The organism is Photorhabdus khanii NC19 (genome assembly GCF_000517265.1).
In the GTDB taxonomy this organism is placed as follows: Bacteria; Pseudomonadota; Gammaproteobacteria; order Enterobacterales; family Enterobacteriaceae; genus Photorhabdus; species Photorhabdus khanii.
Window position 1 is genome coordinate 158,339 of sequence record NZ_AYSJ01000013.1, and the last position, 21,697, is coordinate 180,035.

General features: G+C 52.0%; 14 protein-coding genes. All 14 read left to right on the forward strand.

Features of this window, described 5'->3' with window-relative positions; all coding sequences use genetic code 11:
- The first annotated feature begins 133 nt into the window (after positions 1–133).
- The gene (tssH, locus tag PTE_RS12765; RefSeq protein ID WP_036847111.1) at positions 134–2,797 is read left to right on the forward strand and encodes a type VI secretion system ATPase TssH; all 2,664 of its coding nucleotides are present in this window, start codon (positions 134–136) and stop codon (positions 2,795–2,797) included.
- Between the two features lie 12 nt (positions 2,798–2,809).
- A complete protein-coding gene (locus PTE_RS12770) occupies positions 2,810–5,188 on the forward strand; it encodes a type VI secretion system Vgr family protein (RefSeq protein WP_051477394.1) in 2,379 nt (792 codons plus the stop codon).
- A 10-nt stretch (positions 5,189–5,198) separates the two neighbouring features.
- The gene (locus tag PTE_RS12775) at positions 5,199–6,050 is read left to right on the forward strand and encodes a DUF4123 domain-containing protein (RefSeq protein ID WP_036847113.1); all 852 of its coding nucleotides are present in this window, start codon (positions 5,199–5,201) and stop codon (positions 6,048–6,050) included.
- A 151-nt stretch (positions 6,051–6,201) separates the two neighbouring features.
- Positions 6,202–8,760, forward strand: a complete 2,559-nt coding sequence (locus PTE_RS12780) for a T6SS effector BTH_I2691 family protein (protein WP_036847115.1) — start codon at positions 6,202–6,204, stop codon at positions 8,758–8,760.
- Between the two features lie 2 nt (positions 8,761–8,762).
- On the forward strand, positions 8,763–9,824 hold the full coding sequence (locus PTE_RS22880) for a DUF6708 domain-containing protein (protein WP_051477395.1): 1,062 nt from the start codon (positions 8,763–8,765) through the stop codon (positions 9,822–9,824).
- Positions 9,825–9,826: 2 nt separating this feature from the next.
- A complete protein-coding gene (locus PTE_RS12790; protein WP_036847118.1) occupies positions 9,827–10,897 on the forward strand; it encodes a DUF6708 domain-containing protein in 1,071 nt (356 codons plus the stop codon).
- A gap of 362 nt (positions 10,898–11,259) precedes the next feature.
- Positions 11,260–11,874, forward strand: a complete 615-nt coding sequence (locus tag PTE_RS12795; RefSeq protein WP_036847121.1) for a hypothetical protein — start codon at positions 11,260–11,262, stop codon at positions 11,872–11,874.
- Position 11,875: 1 nt separating this feature from the next.
- Positions 11,876–12,133 carry a PAAR domain-containing protein gene (locus tag PTE_RS12800; protein WP_036847123.1) on the forward strand — a complete coding sequence of 86 codons (258 nt, stop codon included), beginning with the start codon at positions 11,876–11,878 and terminating at the stop codon, positions 12,131–12,133.
- Between the two features lie 3 nt (positions 12,134–12,136).
- Positions 12,137–13,390, forward strand: a complete 1,254-nt coding sequence (locus PTE_RS12805; RefSeq protein ID WP_070974662.1) for a hypothetical protein — start codon at positions 12,137–12,139, stop codon at positions 13,388–13,390.
- Positions 13,387–16,713 (forward strand): ImcF-related family protein, encoded by a 3,327-nt coding sequence (locus PTE_RS12810; RefSeq protein WP_051477396.1) that lies wholly within the window; start codon positions 13,387–13,389, stop codon positions 16,711–16,713. Before PTE_RS12805 ends, PTE_RS12810 begins: the two co-directional genes overlap by 4 nt.
- Before the next feature lie 3 nt (positions 16,714–16,716).
- Positions 16,717–18,321, forward strand: a complete 1,605-nt coding sequence (tssA, locus tag PTE_RS12815) for a type VI secretion system protein TssA (RefSeq protein ID WP_036847130.1) — start codon at positions 16,717–16,719, stop codon at positions 18,319–18,321.
- A gap of 58 nt (positions 18,322–18,379) precedes the next feature.
- Entirely contained in the window at positions 18,380–20,140 is a 1,761-nt protein-coding gene (gene tssF / locus PTE_RS12820; protein WP_036847132.1) for a type VI secretion system baseplate subunit TssF, read from the forward strand.
- Positions 20,104–21,180 carry a type VI secretion system baseplate subunit TssG gene (gene tssG, locus PTE_RS12825; RefSeq protein WP_036847134.1) on the forward strand — a complete coding sequence of 359 codons (1,077 nt, stop codon included), beginning with the start codon at positions 20,104–20,106 and terminating at the stop codon, positions 21,178–21,180. The genes tssF and tssG overlap by 37 nt, the downstream gene beginning before the upstream one ends.
- On the forward strand, positions 21,161–21,697 hold the full coding sequence (gene tssJ, locus PTE_RS12830) for a type VI secretion system lipoprotein TssJ (RefSeq protein WP_036847135.1): 537 nt from the start codon (positions 21,161–21,163) through the stop codon (positions 21,695–21,697). The genes tssG and tssJ overlap by 20 nt, the downstream gene beginning before the upstream one ends.

Sequence of the window (21,697 nt, forward strand, 5' to 3'; positions counted from 1 at the left end):
GACAACTTTTTACCCGGGAACGGGCACAGTTTGGGCAAGAAATCACGGAGGCGTCTCAGCCGTGCGGTCGCTATGGCGAAACGTGATCCCCTGCTTGAAGTGGCCTGACCTCATGATATGACCGGAACTTGATATGGATACAGTCTCTACTGCATTATTGCGTCGCTTAAATCCCTATTGTGCTCGGGCGTTGGACGCGGCGGCGGCGCTTTGCCAGACACGGGCACAGGCTGAGATCACGGTAGAACACTGGCTGCTCAAACTGTTTGAAACTGGTGAAGGCGATATGGTCGTGATTGCCCGGCGTTATGAATGGCCGATGGACGCGCTGTGGCAATCGCTGCTCACAACGATTGAGCGGCTGCCTCATCGCCTTCATCAGCGTCCACGGTTGTCGACAGCCCTGTGTCATTGGTTACAGGCGGCCTGGCTGATTGCGTCGCGGGAAGAAGATCCGGTATCTATTCGCTCAGTGCACCTGTTGCAGGCGCTGTGCAATCAGCCGGTATGGTGGCGTGCTCAGGATACCTGGCCGTTACTCAGTCTGAGTGAGACCCAGCTGCAACGCCTGCGTCCGTTGCTGGATCAACAATCAGAGGAACGTCCGGAAAGACAGGCCACGGCTTGTCTGACCGAGAGCGGTGCCGAATTTGCCGGAGCGGAAATGGGCACCGGGGGATCAGCCCGACAGACTGCCTCCTTACCCCCGGCATTACAGGGCGCTCTGGACCAATTCACGCAGGATATCACGGCCCGAGCGGCAGAAGGCCATATCGATCCGGTGTTTGGCCGTGACAGTGAAATCCGCCAGATGATCGACATTCTGTCGCGCCGGCGTAAAAACAACCCGATCCTGGTCGGTGAACCGGGGGTGGGAAAAACGGCTCTGGTGGAAGGACTGGCCCTGCGTATTGCCGAAGGCCATGTCCCCGCCAGCCTGAAAACCGTCAGCGTGCGGGCGCTGGATCTGGGGTTGTTGCAGGCAGGAGCCGGGGTAAAAGGCGAATTTGAACAGCGGCTGAAAAACGTGATGGCGGCGGTACAACAGTCACCGACCCCGATTTTACTGTTTATTGATGAAGCCCATACGCTGATTGGTACCGGTAATCAGGCGGGCGGCGCGGATGCCGCTAACCTGTTAAAACCGGCGCTGGCGCGGGGAACCTTACGCACCCTTGCCGCCACCACCTGGTCGGAATACAAACAGTATTTTGAACGGGATGCGGCACTGGAACGGCGTTTCCAGATGATCAAAGTGGACGAACCGGACGATGAAACCGCCTGCCTGATGCTGCGGGGCCTGAAAGCGCATTATGCCCGTCATCATGGTGTCCATATTCAGGACGCCGCGGTTAAAGCGGCGGTCACCTTATCCCGCCGTTACCTGACCGGGCGCCAGCTGCCGGATAAAGCGGTGGATCTGCTCGATACCGCCAGTGCGCGGGTGCGGATGAGTTTGGACACTGTACCGGAAGCGTTGACGCTGCTCCGGGCTCAATTGACTGCACTGGAGGTGGAGCAACAGGCGATAGTGGAAGATATGGCGTTGGGGCAGCCTGCTTGTTCTGATCGTCTGGCCCAGATTGCGGTGCAGCGCGGTGAACTGTGCCGGCAACAGCAACAACGGGAGGAGCAGTACCAACAGGAAAAACAGCTCACGCAACAGTTACTGGCTATTCGCCAGGACATCAGCCGGCAGGGGGAGTTAGCCGCATTACAACAGCGGCTGGCAGCCTGTCAACAGGGGCAACCGTTGCTATCACTGGATGTGGATGTGCGCACCGTAGCGACGGTAGTCGCTGACTGGACAGGCATCCCCTTAAGCAGTTTGCTGAAAGACGAACAAACCGGCCTGTTGCATCTGGAATCGCATTTAGCGGAACGGGTTATTGGTCAGGCCCCCGCGTTGCGGGCCATTGCCCAACGTCTCCGGGCGGCGAAAACCGGTCTGACTCCGGAACAGGGGCCGTTGGGGGTGTTTCTGCTGGTTGGGCCGAGTGGGGTCGGGAAAACCGAAACCGCGCTGGCCTTAGCGGATAGCCTGTTTGGTGGCGAGCGTTCACTGATCACCATTAACCTGTCGGAATACCAGGAGGCACACACGGTTTCCCAGTTGAAAGGTTCTCCCCCGGGGTATGTGGGTTACGGGCAGGGGGGTATCCTGACGGAAGCGGTACGCCAGCGTCCTTACAGTGTTGTGTTGTTGGATGAAGTGGAAAAAGCCCACCGTGACGTGCTGAACCTGTTCTATCAGGTGTTTGATCGCGGTTTTATGCGGGACGGTGAAGGGCGCGAGATTGATTTTCGTCACACGGTGATATTGATGACTGCCAACCTGGGCAGTGATCCGCTGATGGCGCTATTGGCCCAACAGCCCGATGCCCCGCCCGCTCTGTTACATGAGTTGTTACATCCCATTCTGCGCGACCACTTCCAGCCGGCCCTGCTGGCGCGTTTCCAGACCGTCATTTACCGTCCGTTATCGGCGGAGGCACTCAGGCGCATTGTGGACATCAAACTGGGGCAGGTCACCCGGCGTCTGCATACCCATTATGGCCTGACCTGCACGGTGGGAAGTGGCCTTTGTGACACATTGGTAAATGCCTGCCTGCTACCGGACAGTGGCGCCCGCAATATTGACAGCCTGCTCAGCCAGCAAATTTTACCGGTGTTATCGCAGGCGTTGTTGGAACGTCTGGCACACCATTATAAACCTGCCGAGGTGACGTTAGGTTTCGATCAGGAAGAGGGGATCACCCTCTCTTTCACCGAGCAAACTGCGGTATCTGATATCTGAGGAAAACGATTGATGGATAGAAAAATGCTTCGCGCCCGTCAGCGCCAGGCGGGTAAAGCCGCACTGCCGGGCCATGCCCGTTACCGGCTTGAAGTGCGGCGCTGTGACGCAGTGCTGGAGGTGTTCAGCTTCACCGGCGAAGAGCGCCTGTGCGCCCCTTATTGCTACACCATTGATTTCACCAGCCCGAACAGGGATATCGACCCGGCGGTGATGTTGAACAAACCGGCCACGTTTATCTTGCAGGCACCGGAAAACCGGGAACAGGTGCGTAAAGTACACGGCGTCATCACCCGGTTTAACCGGCTTGCCACCTCGGTGGATGAAACCCACTATCAGGTCTGTCTGGAGCCGCGTCTGGCGTTGCTGCACCATACCCGACGCTGTGCGATTTACCAGAACCAGTCAGTCCCGGAAACGGTGGAAAAGATCCTGCGTGACTGCCACGGTTTTCGGGGCCAGGATTTTCTGTTCACCCTGGTGCGGGAATATCCCCGGCGGGAACTGGGGGTGCAGTGGCAGGAGAGTGATCTGGATTTTATCCAGCGTATTTTAGCGGAAGTGGGGATTGGGTATCGCTTCGAGATGGACAGCCGTCTGGGGATTGACGTGGTGCGGTTTGGGGATAACCAGCGTAATTATCAGTACGACGTGCGTTTACCGTTACGTGACCCGGCGGGCATGAATCACAACGACCGTGATTCGGTGTGGGATTTGCATGTTGAACATCAGGTGGTCACGCAAAGGGTGAAGGTGCGGGACTACAACTACCGGGAAGCGGGCAATGACCTGCAATATCAGGTCAGCCAGGATCGGGATACTACCGTAGTCGGTGAAATTTACCGTTATGGCGATAACATTCTGGCACGGGGAGAACCGATCCAGCCCCAGCCGGAAACGGCAGGATTTTATGCCCGTTTGCATCACGAGCGCGATTTGTACCGGCAGCACCTGATCCGGGGTCAAAGCTCTTCCCCCATGTTAGTCCCCGGTTTAGTGCTGGAGCTTGAAGGGGAGAGACCGGCAGGGGTGGGAAAAGCGGGGGTACTGATTGTCTCCATGCGAAGCAGTGCCCGGCGTGACAGCAACTATCTGGTCAGTTTTAGCGGTATCCCTTACAGCGAAATCATGAGCTACCGGCCGGCACTGCGGGAACGACCGGTGATATCCGGCACGGTGCCGGCGCGGGTGACCAGCGACTGGCCGAACGACACCTACAGCCATATCGACAAAATGGGGCGTTACCGCATCAAGTTTGATTTTGATTTGGATGAATGGCCGCTGGGAGGCGAAAGCCTGTGGGTGCGTTTAGCCCGACCGTATGCCGGTAACACCTACGGCTTCCACTGGCCGCTGCTCCAGGGGACCGAGGTGGCGGTGGCGTTTGAACAGGGCAACCCCGACCGGCCTTATATCGCCCATGCGTTGCATGACTCGCGTCACGAAGATCATGTGACCCTCGACAACGCCAGACGTAATGTCCTGCGTACCCCGGCGAACAACAAACTGCGGATGGACGACGAACGCGGCAAAGAACATATCAAGCTGAGTACTGAATACGGCGGTAAGAGTCAGCTGAATCTGGGCCATCTGGTGGATGGACAGCGACCGCATCCTAATCAGCGCGGTGAAGGGTTTGAACTGCGCACCGACGACTGGGGGTCGATCCGTGCCGGTAAGGGGTTGTTGTTGAGTACGCATGCACAGCCTAAAGCCAGTGGTAAACAACTGGACATGGATGAAATCAAACGTCAACTTGCCGATGCGTTGTCATTGGCAGAATCACTCTCTGATCTGCTGCAAACGGCCCAGATTGATCCACTGGATCATGATACCCAACAGCGTTTTCTACAACAAAATGTGGCGCAATTGCGGGAACCGGTGATTGTCGCGGGGGCGTCAGGTGGGATTGCGCTGTCAACACCGCAGCATATTCAGCACAGTGCCAGTAAAAACCTGATGATGACTGCCGGTGGCAATACCGAAATCTCGTCGTTGAAACGTATGGTACTGGCAGCAAAAAAATCCATGGTGGTTTTTGTGCATGAGCTGGGGATGAAACTGGTTGCGGCTGCCGGGAAGATTCAGGTGCAAGCCCAAACGGATGAGATTGAAGTCGTGGCAAGGAAAGGCGTGACTATCACCAGTAGTGATGACGAAATCCTGATCTCAGCTAAAAAGAAAATCACGTTGCAGTGTGGTGGCTCCTATCTGACGCTTGAGCCCGGCAAGATTGAACAGGGTTCTCCGGGCGATTTTAACGTTAAAAGCGCCAATTTCGATTATACCGAGCCGGCAGAGCTGGATGTGCCTTATCCCAATTTTATCGCCTGTGACACGATGGTTGCCGAAGCGACCGATCAGGGTGACGCTATGGTGCCATTAGGCTAAGGAACCGGCGATGATGACACATTATTTAACTCAGCCTCTGGCGTTTTCTGAGCACCAATATGCACTGATTGATCGCCGGGCTGTATCACAGCTGCCGGAAGCATTGCCGGTGATTGAGGTGGTTTCACCGCTGCTTGCTCCTCAGGCACATTTTTATCCCTGGCTGTTACCGTTGCGTGAGTTACCGTCTGAGGTTTGGTCCCGTCTTCTCAATGAAGCGCGTCTAAATACAGCTCTTAATTCTCCGCCATTTTTCACCTTATTGCTTAAAAGTGATTTGTCTCCGACAGCAATCAAGAACGTGTTGGTTAATGCCCTGTATCTCAAGGAGAAACAGCAGGGGTATATCCTGCGTTATTACGATCCCCGTGTCCTGTTTCATTTGCACTGGATGATGGAACCCTGGGCCTTTTCACGCCGGATTGCCTCAGATGACATTACTCACTGGACATTCTGGCTGGCGGGGGACTGGCATACGCTGGCCTTCCCGGAGAAAGTCCGTTACCAGCAAGGGGAAACGCCGGGGTCATTTGCTCAAATTCAGCGTATTGGCTTGATTAATCAGGTATTGGCCCGGTTGCCAACGACGCCTGATATTGCGCAGCGGCAGACACTTAGCCGTCGTATTGATGCGCTACTTGATATCGCCATGACGCAATGGTCATTAACCGATAAGCAGGATCTGACGGCTTTTGCGTTACATGGCGTCACCCTCAATGACGAATTTCATCAAGCACCGAGAATGAAGGCGCTGTTGGGCCGGTGCCAACCTGTCACGGGGTGTTACCAGCGTATCACCCGTAGCTGGACTGATGAACAGTGGCGGGAAATGACCAGTAAAGTTCGTTACCTGCAACTTTAATCGATGGAATGATGAACGATGAACCTTAAGAAACACATTTTTAGCCTTGTTGTTTTCAGCATGGCGTTAACCGGCTGCGACAGCGCACTGCGGACCAATCAAATAGAAAAGGTTATCCAGTCCAGCTTTGATGAATACAGGAGATTTTATTGTGATTAACTCTGGCTGTAATTTTTGTACCCGCAAGGGACTGCCTGTTTTACTGGTCCGTCCTGCCATCAAGGCGCAGGGTGATGGAGTGCCGGATTTGCCTGAGAACATACAGATGCCGGTAGAGAGAAAAGGCGAAACCGGCTATACCACCCGTCTGTTGCGTGAAGGTTTTGTGTATATCTGGGATGAGCTGGTCAAGGGTTGGATCAATTATTACGTGACCGACGAGGGGTATTACTATCCCCTGCCGGAAAATGGCAAAGTGCCTCCCCGTTTAGCCAGCGGTGAAATGAAACCTTGCATTGATAATCCAAATGAGTTGGCACGGGCTTCGCTGGTGACATTACCGGTGTTGCCGCCCGGTTTTACAAACAGTGCTTTTTGGTTTGCCTGGTCTGCGGTGGAATGGACGGATGCGGTACGTAAAAAGCACGAAGATCCGGCCTACCGCGCGCGATATATGCAGCGTTTTGAGATGGAAAAATGGCTAAACAGTGGGCAGGGGGAGAATGCGCTGCTGTTCTCGTCACTGACGGATACCGTAGCGGAATATTACTCGAGGATAGATACCCATCGGCGTATTGCCGATTACACCCGCTCTCATTGGAATGGGAAAGGTTTATTTGATCCGGACAGTCTATGGTGGGCCGCTAAAGAATTAATGCCTGACAAAGGGGTCATCCTGTTCTTGCCTGATCCGGTTGCGATGGTGCAGGACGTTACCGCCCTGATGAATTACCGGTTAAAGACGCAGTTTCATGACAATCCACACTATACCCGGGGGATTGCGCTTTCGGCTTCTCTGAGCACGTTGAAAGAGGCGGTATGTCGACAGTTTGAGCGTGCTCAGCTAACTCAAGATGAAACGGAAGAGAATGAAGCTCGGTACGGCAGTTTTGAGGGTGAATATTACATTCCTGGCTCTGAAAAACGAGCGGACACCGCGCATGACTTAAATGATGCGGCATTAAAGCCGCTGGTACAAAAACATTGGGCGGATTATGAGAAGTACATCGACCGTGATAAAGAAAACGCGTTTATGGACCGGTTCACCACTGACCTGACGCGGTACGACAATACGATTATCGCCCCGATGACCGAGATGTATCTGGACTGGCTAAAAAGTCAGACCCTGCTGGACTATTTTGATCATAACTTTGACAGCACGGACGATTACAGCGGTGCGCTGTTTGTCCAGTCGGTTCATGATTGCATTTACGGGATGCAGGACAAACTGGGGGCTTCGCATTATTTTCAAGCGCAGATGATGAGCACCACCATCACGCCGGAGAATCTGCTTTTACGGGCGCTGGTGATGAACAGCGATAAAAAAATAGCGCAAACTCACGGGGTCCTGAAGACCGGTGGAAACTACGGCGCTCTCGCCTGGGATAAAATCCCCGATGGGCTGAAAGACATCGCTGAGCACTTTCATGCCCCCGTTTCCATCACGATGGAAAAATACCTGAATGAACTGAGTAGCACTTTGTTTGCGGTGATGAATAAAGCGGTGGAAAAAGCGCCACTCCCCTCACTGGTCTTACTGGCTAAATTGCATGGTAAGGAATTAAAAGTCATCAAGTTCGTCGGAGAGCGTAAACATTTTATCAGCGCGGTGGTCACGCAAATGAGCCTGATAGGGGATTTGACCCAGCGCTCTTCCTCAGATCAGCTTCGTCACTACGTTGACATTGAAATGCGTCGTTTGAAGATTGAGGGCTTACCAATGGAGGGCAGGCAGGAATTCAACTTTATTACGCTGGCAAATGTAGGTGAAGCGGAAAAGACCCGAGCCTTACCGGAGGCGGAACGGGCTAAGTCTTTAGTGAAAACCTTGCATTCTGTCGATGAGATCCGTGTGGCGCTGTTTCCGGGGACGTTACGCACAAAACTGGCGCAGTTACAGGGCAGTTCTGCCGAGAGTGTTGCCAAGCAGTTGGCACATGTCCCGCCCTTTGTTGGTTGTACCTTCTCTCTGGTGTTGCAGATTTCCGCATTGCGCGCGGCTGGGTGGACAGAGGGCAAGACTGAGGCGTGTACCCGGTTTGCGGCGGATCTGGTCGCTGCAATGGGGGCAATTGCTGATACCTGTGAGCGGCTGTTGAATGATTTTCAGGTACTCAGATTAAAGCCTCTGCTGGGCTCTGTCTTGGGGGAGGGAGCGCTGACCAAGATGATGCAGGGTTTTGAGGTGATGAAATTTATTGGATCTCGGGCTGGAATCATTGGCGTAGTATGGGATGGGTATCATGCAATAGATGAGCTCTTTTTTAGAAAAAATAGGAGCCTGGGAATTGCCTATCTGGTTTCAGCAGTGAGCGGATTTTTATTGGTTGTTGTTGCCTTAAGCCCATTAGGTATTTTTATTGCCTTGGTGCTGTACTTTGGCACCAATATTTATCTGGCGATGAAGAAGAAAGATGAGATCCAGAAATGGTTGGCAGCCTGCTTGTGGCACAAAATTCCAGCGGGTGAAGAGGATATTCCTGCTATTTGGCCTGATAGCGGAATGGAAATGGACGCTTTTAATAAATTAATGACTTCGGCGGAGGCGTAATTATGCAAGGAAATGGCTTGTATAGTCCCTATAAATTGAATCGCCCTTTGACTAGGGAAGAAAGATACGATCAGCTTTATCAGGGAAAACCGACTCAGATAATCGGTAAATATGGTCAGTATATTGTTGATCACGATACGGTGATCCGGATGAATTCCACTTATATGGAAACGGTAGATAAGTATTATAGAGAAAAGGGACTTGCTAGTTCTCTTAATGCAACGGTATTTTTTTGTTACTTAGGAATGACCTTGTTTTCTATTGGGTACACAGTTTGCCAATATATAAAAGGAGATTATGAAATACTGCTAAGTCTTTTGATTTTTTTACCTGTTGCCATGTTTTTATTATATTTCAGTGGCAAATTTATCTTAAAAGAGTGGTTTACTACGACACATTATCCTATTCGTTTTAACCGCAAAACCCAGATGATCCATGTTTGCCGTTTTAATGGCACGGTATTATCAGTTCCCTGGAGAGAGGTGTTTTTTACCCGGACAATAGGAAAAGGTAAGTGGCCGGAATGGAGTATCGACGGTCATATTCTGGCAGATGATCAGGAAACGGTATTAGAGACATTTAGTCTGGGACTTTCTGGTAGGTTGGAAGTGATGCCGGGTTATTGGGAGTTTATTCGTTGTTATATGGAGGAGGTGTGTTTACAGGAGCAGGCGGATATTATCGCTTTATGCCCCCCCATTGAGAAACAGAAAGAAAGTTATATTTTTGGATTACAGTATCTGATGCGGATGGGTTCTCGTTTGGACTGGTTTTCTGGATGTATAATGCTGCCATTTGTTCCCATTACCAGTGTTGCCCGTTATATTGCTATGCAGACCAGTAAAATGCCGCAATGGCCTCAGGAAGTAGAAGAGTCTTGTCAGGTTGATCCCGACGACCCGATTAATGTCAGTGCAGCGAATAATCCCGTACATTTATGGCGTTATGTTTTGGCGAATCAGACGCGGGAAGAACGTCGGGCATTACATGATCGCCAGTTATCGGCATATACCCGTTTGCAAGAAAAAATCGCCATGGCTCACTCAACTTCGGCGGAGGCGTAATTATGCAAGGGAATGGCTTGTATAATCCTTATAAATTGAATCGCCCTTTGACTTGGGTAGAAAGACATGCTCAACTTTATCAAGGAAAACCAACTCAGATAACCGGTAAATATGGTTTGTATATTGTTGATCACGATACGGTGATCCGCATGAATTCTACTTATATGGAAACGGTAGATAAGTATTATAGAGAGCAGGGATTTGTTAGTTCTCTTAATGCAGTGGTATTTTGTTGTTTCTTAGGAATGGCTTTATATTTTACTGGAAAAACGATCTATCTATCTATTTTGAATGGAGCAATTAAAGAGAATATATTAATAGGATTTATGATTACGATCCCTGTAACTGTGTTTATTTTATATTTCAGTGGCAAACTTATCTTAAAAGAGTGGTTTTCCGCGGCACACTACCCAATTCGATTTAACCGTAAAACCCAGATGATCCATGTTTACCGTTTTAATGGCACGATATTATCGGTTCCCTGGAAAGAGGTGTTTTTTACCCGGACAATAGGAAAAGGTAAGTGGCCGGAATGGAGTATCGAAGGTCATATTCTGGCAGACGATCAGGAAACGGTATTAGAGACGTTTAGTCTGGGACTTTCTGGTGATTTGGAGTTGATGCCGGGTTATTGGGAGTTTATCCGTTGTTATATGGAGGAAGATGGTTTACAGGAGCAGGCGGATATTATCATTTTATGCCCTCCTATTGAGAAACAGAAAGAAAGCTATATTTTTGGATTACAGTATATTATGCGGATGAATGCTCGTTTGGAATGGTTTTTTGGAATCGTGAAGCTGCCATTTGATCTAATTACCAGTGTTGCCCGTTATATTGCTATGCAGACCAGCAAAATGCCGCAATGGCCTCAGGAAGTAGAAGAGGCTTGTCAGGTTGATCCCGACGACCCGATTAATGTCAGTGCTGCGAATAATCCCGTGCATTTATGGCACCATATTCTAGCGAACCAGACGCTGGAAGAATATCAGGCGATAAATGATCGTCCGTCATCAGCACATAAGCGTTTGCAAGAGAAAATTGCAATGGCTCACTCAACTTCGGCGGAGGCGTAATTATGCAATTAAAAGGATTGTATATCCTTTATTGCTACTGGCTTTTATTTTTGTTATGTTGAAAGTGAGGTAATATAATGGCGAATATAGTGTTACTTTGGAATATTCCTGTTTTTTACTTCTGCTTGAGTCTAAAAGCAGAACTCATTCCTCAATCACTGAATAGAACTCAGGTAAAAGTAGTTCGATAGCGTGAGGTTAAAAGTAAGAAAGTAAAAAGCGAAAGGAATAATCATTAAGTTATCCCAAGAAGGGAAAATTGAAATTAACAATGAGTTAATGGCTCCCGCTCGCCTGAGAGAAAGTATTGTGTAATACAAGAGAAACCGTAAGTTTGGTTAAAATGATTGGTTGGAATTTTTATGAAAAAGCTTAGTATGGTCCTTTGGTTAGGTTTGATTATTGATTTGATAGCTATCGGAGGGTTTTTTTATTATTTACAGTTGCAACAGGCAACTCCAAATGGTTTAGATTATCAGGAGCAAGAGGCTTTTAAAGAGCTTTACCCTATTACTCAACTGATAGCTATTGCTATTGCGATACAGGTGGTCAGTGTATTATTGTTTTTCGTTCATAAAAAGCTGGCGCTCTTTTTGGCTATGTTGTCTGGCTTTATAATGCTTCCGGTGGGATGTGTGTATATAATCGGTTTTCTTATGAGTTATAATAAATTACGCTTTGCTGAGTTACAGTTATTTAATTCAGCAAATAAAAAGCAACTTTCTCCTTACCTTCATTTTCGTCAGGAACGTTTTTATATCGTTGCGGTCATATTAGGTGTGGCTGCTGTTGTGCAATTCAGTATATTCAGTATTACAGCTTCAATGGGAGTATTATTAGTGGTTGCTGCAATCGTATCTGCCGTTAACGGTATTCTCCTTGCTTTTCGACCTGTGTTAGGGATTTATGAAAATCAATTGGTGATTACACCTTCTATATTTAGCAAAACGTATCAGCTGGATTACAAGGGGCTATAGAATGAAAGGTATTATCCGTATTCACGATAAAACCACTCATGGCGGTCAGGTACTGAGTGGTTCGCAGAAAATGAAATTTGGCGGTCTTGGGGTTGCACGTAAAACCGATCCGGTTTCCTGCCCGGAACACGGTAATACCACGATTATTGAAGGTCATCCCACGATAAAAGATCACGGCTTGCCGGTGGCCTTTCATGGTCATCGCTGTGGCTGCGGCTGCACACTGATCACCTCTTTAAACACTGCGACAGTGAGTTAATGTATGTCCGTAGATATGAGTGCTATTCCCATACCAGCAGAGCGTAAGCCGGGGCCGATAATAAAACGCTGGCTAATTGCACTGATGATATTCATATCATTGGGTGGTTGCGCCACCGTGATGTACTGGCCCGCCGGTATGCCAATTCATACCCCTTGGTTCTGGTGCTGTTTTCTGGTTTTTCCATTTCTGGCCTGGGCCGGTGTCTTTGGTGTCAGATGTTTGATTTACCAAATCGGCCAGATAGGGGCTGATAGTTGGGATTATGAGCGCGAGATCTGTTTATATCAGGAGACGCAGCGAGGTCAGCGACATTTAAATGTGCTGGCTCATGTGGTTGATCTCCCGCAAACAGTGATGACCGGTTCACTGGCGACACAGTTAATGGCACAAAAGGCGGTATTACCTTCATGGGTGGATATGGCTGATGGTCAGGTCGTGCGTCAGACACGTTTCGACATGCCAGAACGTCTGAGCCGTGAGCGGCTTTACGAAAAAATGGCAGCGCTGTTAGCTGATGAGACACTGACCGCTGCGTTGCGTCAGTTACCTGTTCATTATACGGTTTTCTCGTCGTTACAGATTGATGCGGGTTTAGATGCGGCGGAATATGAAGCGGTCTGGCAGTCAGTCTGGGAAGCTTCGGGCATCAGTACTCCGTTATCAATATTACCGGGAACGGGGCTGGCTATTATTGATAGCTGGCTGGATACCTCCCGCCATAATGCAGTTTTGCTGATAGTCGCTATTCGGCTTGCGACAGAAGTGATGGACGGGCAAGGTGATGCTGCCGTTGGGTTATTGCTGAATTCAACACCCACTCGCCAATCTACCCTGTTCATACCACAACTTGAACCTATCTCTGCGGTACAAGCCATCATACACCGGCCTGAACCTACCCGGGATGATGACATGAAATATGCATTGTTGCAGGCGTTGCTATGGGCTGATATTCCGGCCGACGCAATTCACCAACTGTGGTTCTCGGGCATGGGCTGCGATAACCAATCTCAGGCGGTATTTACGCCATTAATTGATCAACTGCCCAATGTGGGGCAACAGACTGAAAGGCAGTGTGATATTGACGTTCAAACCGGTTTCACCGGAATAGCTTCCCCTTGGTTAGCGGCTGCCGTTGCTATTGATGCCGTAACGACTCAAAAGCAGGCGCAATTGGTCATGAGTACGCCAGCTCCCGATGTGCTGATCACCTGGTTTATGGTGATTAAGCCGGCAGAAATACAGGAGGCGGCATGAAGAAATATATGACGTTATTCTGGGGGATGGTGGGATTGCCGTTAGTGCTGATCACTGTCTGTAGCCTGGTGATATGGTTCAAGCCGGAGTGGTTAAACATACAGGGGCAGCCGTTATTAGAAAAACAACTGGCATTTCAGTGCTATGTATTGGTTGCCAGTGTGCTGTTTTTTCTGATTTTTGTTCTGATAACTCGCTTGTTTATCCATGATGCCCGTATCGCTTTTCATTACTGGCGGCAACAAAATAAGGGGCCTGAAGCCGTATCTGTATCGCCTGAGCCTGACCCGATATTCAGAGAATTGACCCGCCATTTGCGCTGTCGTTATGGTTTTTTCTGGCGGTTTAAGGTGCGTATTTTAATGGTTACCGGTGAACCGGAGCAGGTGGAAGCCATTGCCCCTGGGCTGACAGCACAACACTGGCAAGAGGGCGAGCATAACCTGTTATTGTGGGGAGGCAGTTTACAGACGCAGTCGGATAAAGCCCAGTTAAAGGCGTTGTGTAAACTGCGCCGCCGTCGCCCTTTGGATGGTGTGGTGTGGGTGATGACTGAAGACCAACTCGGCCAGCAAGCTCAGATAGATACCGCTGTGCGCATGTTAGAGAAACAGGGGCGACAGCTGGGCTGGCAGGCACCGCTGTATGTGTGGAATGTGCGTCACAGCCTCTGGGACCAGCGTGACCGCCCGACGCAGACGGTCGGCTGTTTCCTGCCGGCAGAAGGAACCCCGCAAATGCTGGCTGAGAGCCTGAATACCCTGCCGCCCCAACTGGCCACCCGAGGGATGGCGCAGGCGTTAGCAGAAATCCGTCACGATTTTTTGTTACGGCTGGCCCAGCATCTGTTGGCCGGCGGTGTGGACCGTCTGGTTCACCAGTTGACACCGTTGTTAAACCGGTCGCCGATATGGCTGGCGGGGGTGATGTTCGGTTCCCCGCAGTCGGCGCAGCCGGGGGTGACTGAGCATGGCTGGTTGGTGGAAGCGAGCTGGGACGGGGTACTGGCCGATGTGCGTGATATCCGAGGTCAGGCCGCGGGTTTCCCGTGGGAGAAAAGCGCGCAGTGGGGGGTGATAGCGCTGGCAGCATTGTGGGGTGTGGGCAGTGTGACCGCCTTTGGGGTTAACCGTCATCAGATAGCGGTCAGTCGTGAGCGGGCCAGTCAGGCCGGTGACTCGCAACAGTCCTTATCGGCCCGTCTGTTAAGCCAGCAGGCGTTGCAACAGGAGATTGACCGGTTGCAATACCGGGCAGAGACCGGGGCACCCTGGTACAGCCGTTTCGGATTGAATCAGAATGCGGCCCAGCTCAGGGCGTTGTGGCCGGTTTACCAGCACAACAATGCGCAGTTGATACGTGATGAAGCCGCTCAGCGTTTGCATCAGCGCCTGACCGAACTGGTCAATCTGCCGCCCGGTAGCCCGCAGCGCCGCAGGTTGATAAAACCGGCTTACAATCAGTTGAAAGCGTATCTGATGATGGCTCAGCCGGAAAAAGCCCAGGCCGCCTTTATGCGCCGGGTGTTGATGGAAAACTGGCCGCAGCGGGCCGGGGTGACCGAAGGCCTGTGGCACAACACCGGGGAGGCATTAGTGACTTTTTATGCGGAGAATTTGCCACGCCACCCGGAGTGGAAAACCAGCGTGGATAAAGGGCTGGTCAGTGAAGTGCGTCAGATATTGCTCAATCAGCTCGGGCAGCGTCAGGCGGAAACGGTGCTGTACCAGAAAATATTGCAACAGGTGGCGCACAGTTACGGCGATTTAAGGCTGGCACAGATGGCCGGGGCTACTGATGCGAGCCGTCTGTTGACCACCGATAAGGTGGTGCCGGGGATGTTTACCCGTCAGGCGTGGGAAGGGCAGGTGCAGAAAGCGATAGAAGCGGTGGTGGCTTCCCGGCAGGAAGAGATTGACTGGGTACTGAGTGACGGTCGTCAACCCGTATTGAAGGCGGTTTCACCGGCGGAGTTGAAAGCCCGATTGACGGAACGTTATTTCACCGATTTCGCCGGGGCGTGGCTGAACTTCCTCAACAGTCTGCGCTGGAATAAAGTGCATAACCTTGCTGATACCATTGACCAGTTAACCGTCATGGCGGATGTGCGTCAGTCGCCGTTGATTGCCCTGATGGACACGCTGGCTTATCAGGGCGAAACCGGCCAGCAGGGGACGGCGTTAACGGATTCGCTGGTGAAGTCGGCACAAAACCTGTTCCAGAAAAATAAGCGGCCGGTGATTGACCCGACGCGTCTTCCATCGGGGCCACTGGATAACGCGTTTGGTCCGTTATTAGCGCTGATGGGCAAAAGTACGGCGGAAAACGGGATGACGGCGGACCCGTCACTCAGTCTGCAAACCTTCCTGACGCGGGTGACGCGGGTGCGGCTGAAACTGCAACAAATTGCCAATACCGATGACCCGCAGGAGAGGATGCAGGCATTGGCGCAGACAGTGTTTCAGGGGAAAAGTGTGGACCTGACCGACACGCAGTCGTATGGCAGTTTGATGGCGGCCAGTCTGGGGGCGGAATGGCAGGGTTTTGGGCAGGCGGTGTTCGTGCAGCCGTTAACCCAGGCCTGGCAAACCGTGCTGCAACCGTCAGCGGCCAGTCTCAATGCGCAGTGGCAGTCGTCGGTGGTGGCGGACTGGCAGGCTGCTTTTGATGGACGTTACCCGTTTGTCGAGGAACCAAACGAAGCCTCGTTGCCGATGCTGGGGCAGTTTATTCAGGCGGATAGCGGACGGATAGAACAGTTTCTGCGCAGTCAGTTAGGGGGCGTGCTGTATAAAGAGGGTAAACACTGGGGGGTGGATGAAGTGAACAGTCAGGGGCTGCATATTAACCCGGCGTTTTTAACCGCGATAAATCAACTGAGTCAGGTCTCGGATGTGCTGTTTGCTAACGGCAGCGAGGGGATACGATTTGAATTGCGGGCGAAACCGGCGCGGGATGTGGCGGAAACGGACCTGACGATAGACGGGCAAAGGTTGCGTTACTTTAACCAGAGGGAGAGCTGGCAGCGTTTGCGCTGGCCGGGGGACAGTGATAACCCCGGCGTGGTGCTGACGTGGACGAGTGTGAACACCGGGGCGAGAGTGTACGGTGATTATCCGGGGACGTGGGGGTTAATGCGGTGGTTAGCGCAGGCGAAGGTGACTGCGCTGGACAGCAGTCGTTACCGGCTGACATTGACTGGGGCGGACGGATTGCCGCTGACCTGGGTATTACGTACCGAAGTCGGGAAAGGTCCGCTGGCGTTGCTGGCCCTGAAAGGGTTCCGGTTGCCGACCCAGATATTCAGTGTGAAAGAGGAATAAACCATGCTGCAACAACTGATAGCAAACGGCTTTGCCGGGCGTGATGTGTTGGCCGAAGCGCGAGAAAGTACGGCATTGTGGGAAAACTGGTTATTCCCCATCAGTCCAGAAGCGCCCACGGGTGATGATCCGGCCTATAACGACGATTTTCAACGTATGCGTGAAGAGGTCAATAAACTCAGTGGTATTGATACCGCACTTATCGGTGAACTGGCGCAAAAGCTGCTGACCACGGAATGTAAAGATGTCCGCGTGGCGACTTATTATGTGTGGGCGCGTCTGCACCAGGAGGGCGAACGTGGTTTGGCAGAAGGGCTGGCGTTGTTGGCTGCATTGGTCGAACGTTTTGGTGAAGCGTTGCTACCTTGTCGGGCGGGCAGTCGTAAAGCCGCGCTGGAGTGGCTGACGGGAGGAAAAATGCAGGACAGTCTGTCGCTTTATCCTGAAGTCAATCGGATTGATTTCGAACACATTCTGGCGTCGCTGGCGTTACTGGAACAGGTGTTTGCTACCTGGGATGAGGATGTTCGTCCCTCGCTGACCGGATTGGCGGGCATACTGGAAACCCGGCTGGCGCAGTCGGGGGGGATGGCAGCGGTGGTGCCACAAACGACCGCTCAGACACCGTTACCGTTGATGCAAAGCAACCCGTCCATCTCGACCCCGAGGGGATCGCCGGTATGGAATCCGGTGCAATCCGGGCGTGACTTGCTGGAACGGACACGTGAACTGGCGCGTTATCTGCGTGAACAGCCTCAGGGCTGGCTCTCTTCCGCTCGGCTGATGCGCAGTGTGCGCTGGGATACCGTGCATCAGTTACCGCCACAGGATGGCGATGGGCGTACCCGTCTGCTATCGCCCCGTAAGGAATATCGGGCCTTGTTAAAACGGCTCTACCGGCAACAAAGCTGGCATGAACTGTTGGAACAGGCCGAGCGGATGTTTGCGGAAGGGGTTAATCATTTTTGGCTCGATTTACAGTGGTATCTCTGTCAGGCCTTGAGTCAGCCAGGCGGCGGCTATGAAGGTTGGGGAGAGATCATTAAACAGGACCTGAGAATATTGCTTGAACGGTTACCGGGGCTGGAAAACCTGGCATATGACGATGGGAGCCCGTTTGCTGATGAAGTGACTGCCGGCTGGATAACCCAACAGATTCATAATGTTAAGGAGGACTGGTCGTTTGCGCATTCGCCGGCCCAACCCCGGCGCGATGATGACATTTTAGCGTTGGAGCCGGAAGCGCTGCAACTGGCGGACAGCGAAGGCATTGATGCCGCGTTGTCGTGGTTGGGGCAACTGCCGGGCATCAATGGGGCACGTCACCGTTGGTTACAGCGTCTGTTGATGGCGCGCGTGGCGGAGCAGTACGGTAAAAATGAAATCGCTCTGCATCTGTTGACCGGGCTGAATGCCGATGAGCCACTCCGTCTTGATGAATGGGAGCCGGAACTGATGTTTGAGGTGAAAGCGTGCCTGCTGAAGTTGCTGCGGATGAAAGCCCAGCGCAGTGAACACGATAAGGGGCGGATGGCCCAGCGCATGGAGACTCTGTTTGCGGGCTTGGTGGCGATTGATCCGGTCCGGGCGGTTGTGCTATGTGGCTGATTTTACGGGTATAGGCTCCCTTCTTCCGAATTTTTGTAACAATCAAGAGAACAATGCGATGGATGATTTAATTCTCCGCTATTACGAGGCGGAAATGCGTTATCTGCGTGAGGCAGGTAAAGAGTTTGCATCAGCGCACCCGGATCGGGCCGCCATGCTTAATCTGGATGACGAACGGGATCTCGATCCCTATGTGGAGCGGTTACTCGAAGGCTTCGCTTTTCTGATGGGCCGGATGCGTCAGAAACTCGACGACAGTTTGCCGGAGTTGACGGAAGGGCTGGTCAGCCTGTTGTGGCCGCATTATATGCGCACTATTCCCTCACTTTCCATTGTGGAACTGGCACCGGATTATCAGGATTTGCCAAGAAGTGAAAATATTGCCAAAGGGTTTGAGGTGGTATCGCAGCCTGTGGGACCGAGTCAGACACGATGCTACTACCGTACTACCCGTGATATGTGCATCACGCCGCTGCACATCACTTCGGCCACGTTGCAAAATGAAATCGATGGACGTTCAGTGATCCGTCTGCGTTTTGACTGCGGTCAACTGGCGGATTGGAATAAAGTTGATTTGACGCGACTGCCCTTGTACCTCAAAGCGGGCAGTCCGGTGAGTTTTGCACTGCATCTGGCGCTGACCCGGCAAACTCAGCACATGTATGTACGTTTGTCCGGGATGGAGCGTCGCTATTTTGAGGGCTTTTTCTCACCGATGGGGTTTGATAACGACGATGTGCTATGGCCCAAAGGGGAAAATGCGTTCAGTGGTTATCAATTGTTGATGGAATATTTTACTTTCCGTGAAAAGTTTATGTTTGTGGCCCTCAATGGACTAGAAACATTGCATATTCCTGCCGGTACGCCGTGGTTTGAACTGGATATCGTACTGAGTGAACTGTGGCCGTTTGAGTTGCCCTTTTCGGCGGAGAATATCCGGTTGCATTGTGTCCCGGTGATCAACCTGTTTAATGTTGAAGCGGATCCGATGCCCATTTCGCGGCTGCAACAGGAGTATTTACTGCGTCCGATGCGTATTCAGGATGGTCACACCGAAATTTACTCAGTGGATGACGTGCTCTCTTCCGGGCGGGGTGAAGCCCAACGTTTTGTGCCGTTTAGCAGCTTTCGCCATCGGGGCGGGATCATGCGCAGCACCGCGCCGGAACGTTACTATCACACGCGTGTCAGTGCGAGTCCTTCCGGTTTGCATGATACCTGGCTGATCCTCGGCGGTGAATCGTTTGAAAATGATCCGGAGATTAATGATGAAACGTTATCGCTGCGTATCACGGGCACCAACGGCCAGTTACCCCGCCAGGCATTGCGGGATGCGCAACTCGAACAGACCTTGCAATCCCCCGGTGGCAAACTGCGGGTAAGAAACCTTTGCTCACCCACGCTGCCTTGTTATCCCCCGGCGAACGACCGTTTCCACTGGCGGATACTCAGTCATCTCGGCTCCAACTTTCTCAGTATGATGGATAACCCGGAAGTGCTGCGCGGGACGTTGGGGCTTTATAACTGGACTGATGACGAGATGAACTGCCGTCGTCTGGATGCCATTGTTGGGGTGAAACACAGCATGATCCAGCGTTTTGAGAAAGGCTTTTTGCTCCGGGGTGTTGATATTGAGATTGTCCTTAACCGTAGCGGTTTTTCCGGCGAGGGCGATATTTTTTTGTTCGGTGAGATGCTGAACCGTTTCTTTTCGCTGTATAGCGATATTCATCTGTTTAATCAGTTGACCCTGATCCTGCAACCTTCGGAGACATGTTTGCGATGGAAAGAGAATCACAGTCCGCGTATTCCCGGTTAGTCCAGCAACTGGCGCCAGACATTTCTGGTTTTAACTTTTATCGTTTCTGCCAGTTGCTGGAAAGTCGGCGGGATGAGCGTCCGCCTCTGGGCAGTACCCTTTTCCCTGATGATGATCCGGTCCGTTTCCGGCCGCATCCCGGGACGGATTTTCCCGCCAGTGAGCTGAGAAATGCCGAATGGGATGAGACACAACAGGAGCAGCCCCCGACAGTGCGTACCACGTTTCTGGGCCTGTACGGTGTGGATTCACCGCTCCCGACGGTTTATCTGGACGATATTGTCCTGCGGTGTGAAGGCTATGAAGGTGTGACAGACTTTTTGGATATTTTTAATCATCGGATGATGACCCAGTATTACCGCATCTGGCGTAAATATTCCTATCCGGCCACTTATCAGCCCGGGGGAAAAGATGAGACATCACAGTGCTTGCTTGGACTGATTGGTTTAGGCATACCGGGGAGTCAGCAACAGGTTGCGACACCGGTTTCTCGCTTTCTTGCCCTGCTCGGCACCATGCGGTTGCCAACCCGGACCGCCGAAGGGGTGATTGAGTTGGTCAGGCTGTTGGCACCGTTGACGCAGGCGAAAGTCACTCCGCATGATCGCCGACGGGTGCGGCTGATGCAACCGGCTCGTTTGAACCGTCACCATCCGGTTCAGCTCTCTCAACGTCCGGTGTTGGGGAAGATGGGGACGGATGTTAACAGTCAGATGGTACTGGCGCTTTATACTGATGATGCTGAAGAGGCTCAGGGTTGGTTACCGCAGAGAGAACTGCATACCGATCTGTTGGTGCTATTGCGGGTTTATCTGGGCTGGCGTTGCGGTGTGCGATTACATCTTACGTTACCTAAACGGTTATTGCCGCCGGCTCAGTTGGGAAAACAGCGTGTTCGGTTAGGGCGCACAGGTGTACTGGGGTTAAAACCGGGCGGACAGGCTGTTTCAGGCAGGGTGACAATCAATCTGGGTCACTATCAGGGGTTATTGTCTGAGTATCAATATCGGGAGGCCGAAAATGGCGGTTATCAATTTTAAATCCGTCCTGATGGGGAGCATGGTGTGGCTGGCGGCCGCAGGGTTAGCGGGGTGTGGTCTGACACAGACGATGACCGACGGCACGGTCGCCATGACTCAATCCATTTTCTATAAGCAGGTGAAGACACTGCATCTGGATTTTAATGCTCGCAGTGCGCTCAACACCAATGATGCGCAAACCCCGCTCAGTACGGTGGTGCGTGTCTATCAGTTGAAAGACAACAAAGCCTTTGAACGCGCCAGTTACGCCGACCTGTTGAGTGGTGACAGTGAGGCACTCAAGGCGGACAGGCTGGCCCAGCGGGATATCCGAGTGGCACCGGGGGGCAGTGTGGCGCTGGATATGCCGATGGAAAAGGCGGCGCGGTTTGTGGCGGTGGTGGGCATGTTCCATACACCGGATGTCACTAATAATGATTGGCGACGGGTGATCAGGCGTGATGAACTGGTGGCAGATAAACCGCGCACTATCGAATTGGGTAACGGCACATTGACACTGGATCCGATGAAGGAGTAA

Bases quoted from the DNA above. Each gene is read 5' to 3' on its own strand.
- tssF (WP_036847132.1), top strand. From the start codon at position 18,380: ATGGATGATTTAATTCTCCGCTATTACGAGGCGGAAATGCGTTATCTG.
- PTE_RS12790 (WP_036847118.1), top strand. From the start codon at position 9,827: ATGCAAGGGAATGGCTTGTATAATCCTTATAAATTGAATCGCCCTTTG.
- PTE_RS12805 (WP_070974662.1), top strand. From the start codon at position 12,137: ATGTCCGTAGATATGAGTGCTATTCCCATACCAGCAGAGCGTAAGCCG.
- tssH (WP_036847111.1), top strand. From the start codon at position 134: ATGGATACAGTCTCTACTGCATTATTGCGTCGCTTAAATCCCTATTGT.
- PTE_RS12810 (WP_051477396.1), top strand. From the start codon at position 13,387: ATGAAGAAATATATGACGTTATTCTGGGGGATGGTGGGATTGCCGTTA.
- PTE_RS22880 (WP_051477395.1), top strand. From the start codon at position 8,763: ATGCAAGGAAATGGCTTGTATAGTCCCTATAAATTGAATCGCCCTTTG.
- PTE_RS12795 (WP_036847121.1), top strand. From the start codon at position 11,260: ATGAAAAAGCTTAGTATGGTCCTTTGGTTAGGTTTGATTATTGATTTG.
- tssG (WP_036847134.1), top strand. From the start codon at position 20,104: ATGGAAAGAGAATCACAGTCCGCGTATTCCCGGTTAGTCCAGCAACTG.
- PTE_RS12775 (WP_036847113.1), top strand. From the start codon at position 5,199: ATGATGACACATTATTTAACTCAGCCTCTGGCGTTTTCTGAGCACCAA.
- PTE_RS12800 (WP_036847123.1), top strand. From the start codon at position 11,876: ATGAAAGGTATTATCCGTATTCACGATAAAACCACTCATGGCGGTCAG.
- tssJ (WP_036847135.1), top strand. From the start codon at position 21,161: ATGGCGGTTATCAATTTTAAATCCGTCCTGATGGGGAGCATGGTGTGG.
- PTE_RS12770 (WP_051477394.1), top strand. From the start codon at position 2,810: ATGGATAGAAAAATGCTTCGCGCCCGTCAGCGCCAGGCGGGTAAAGCC.
- tssA (WP_036847130.1), top strand. From the start codon at position 16,717: ATGCTGCAACAACTGATAGCAAACGGCTTTGCCGGGCGTGATGTGTTG.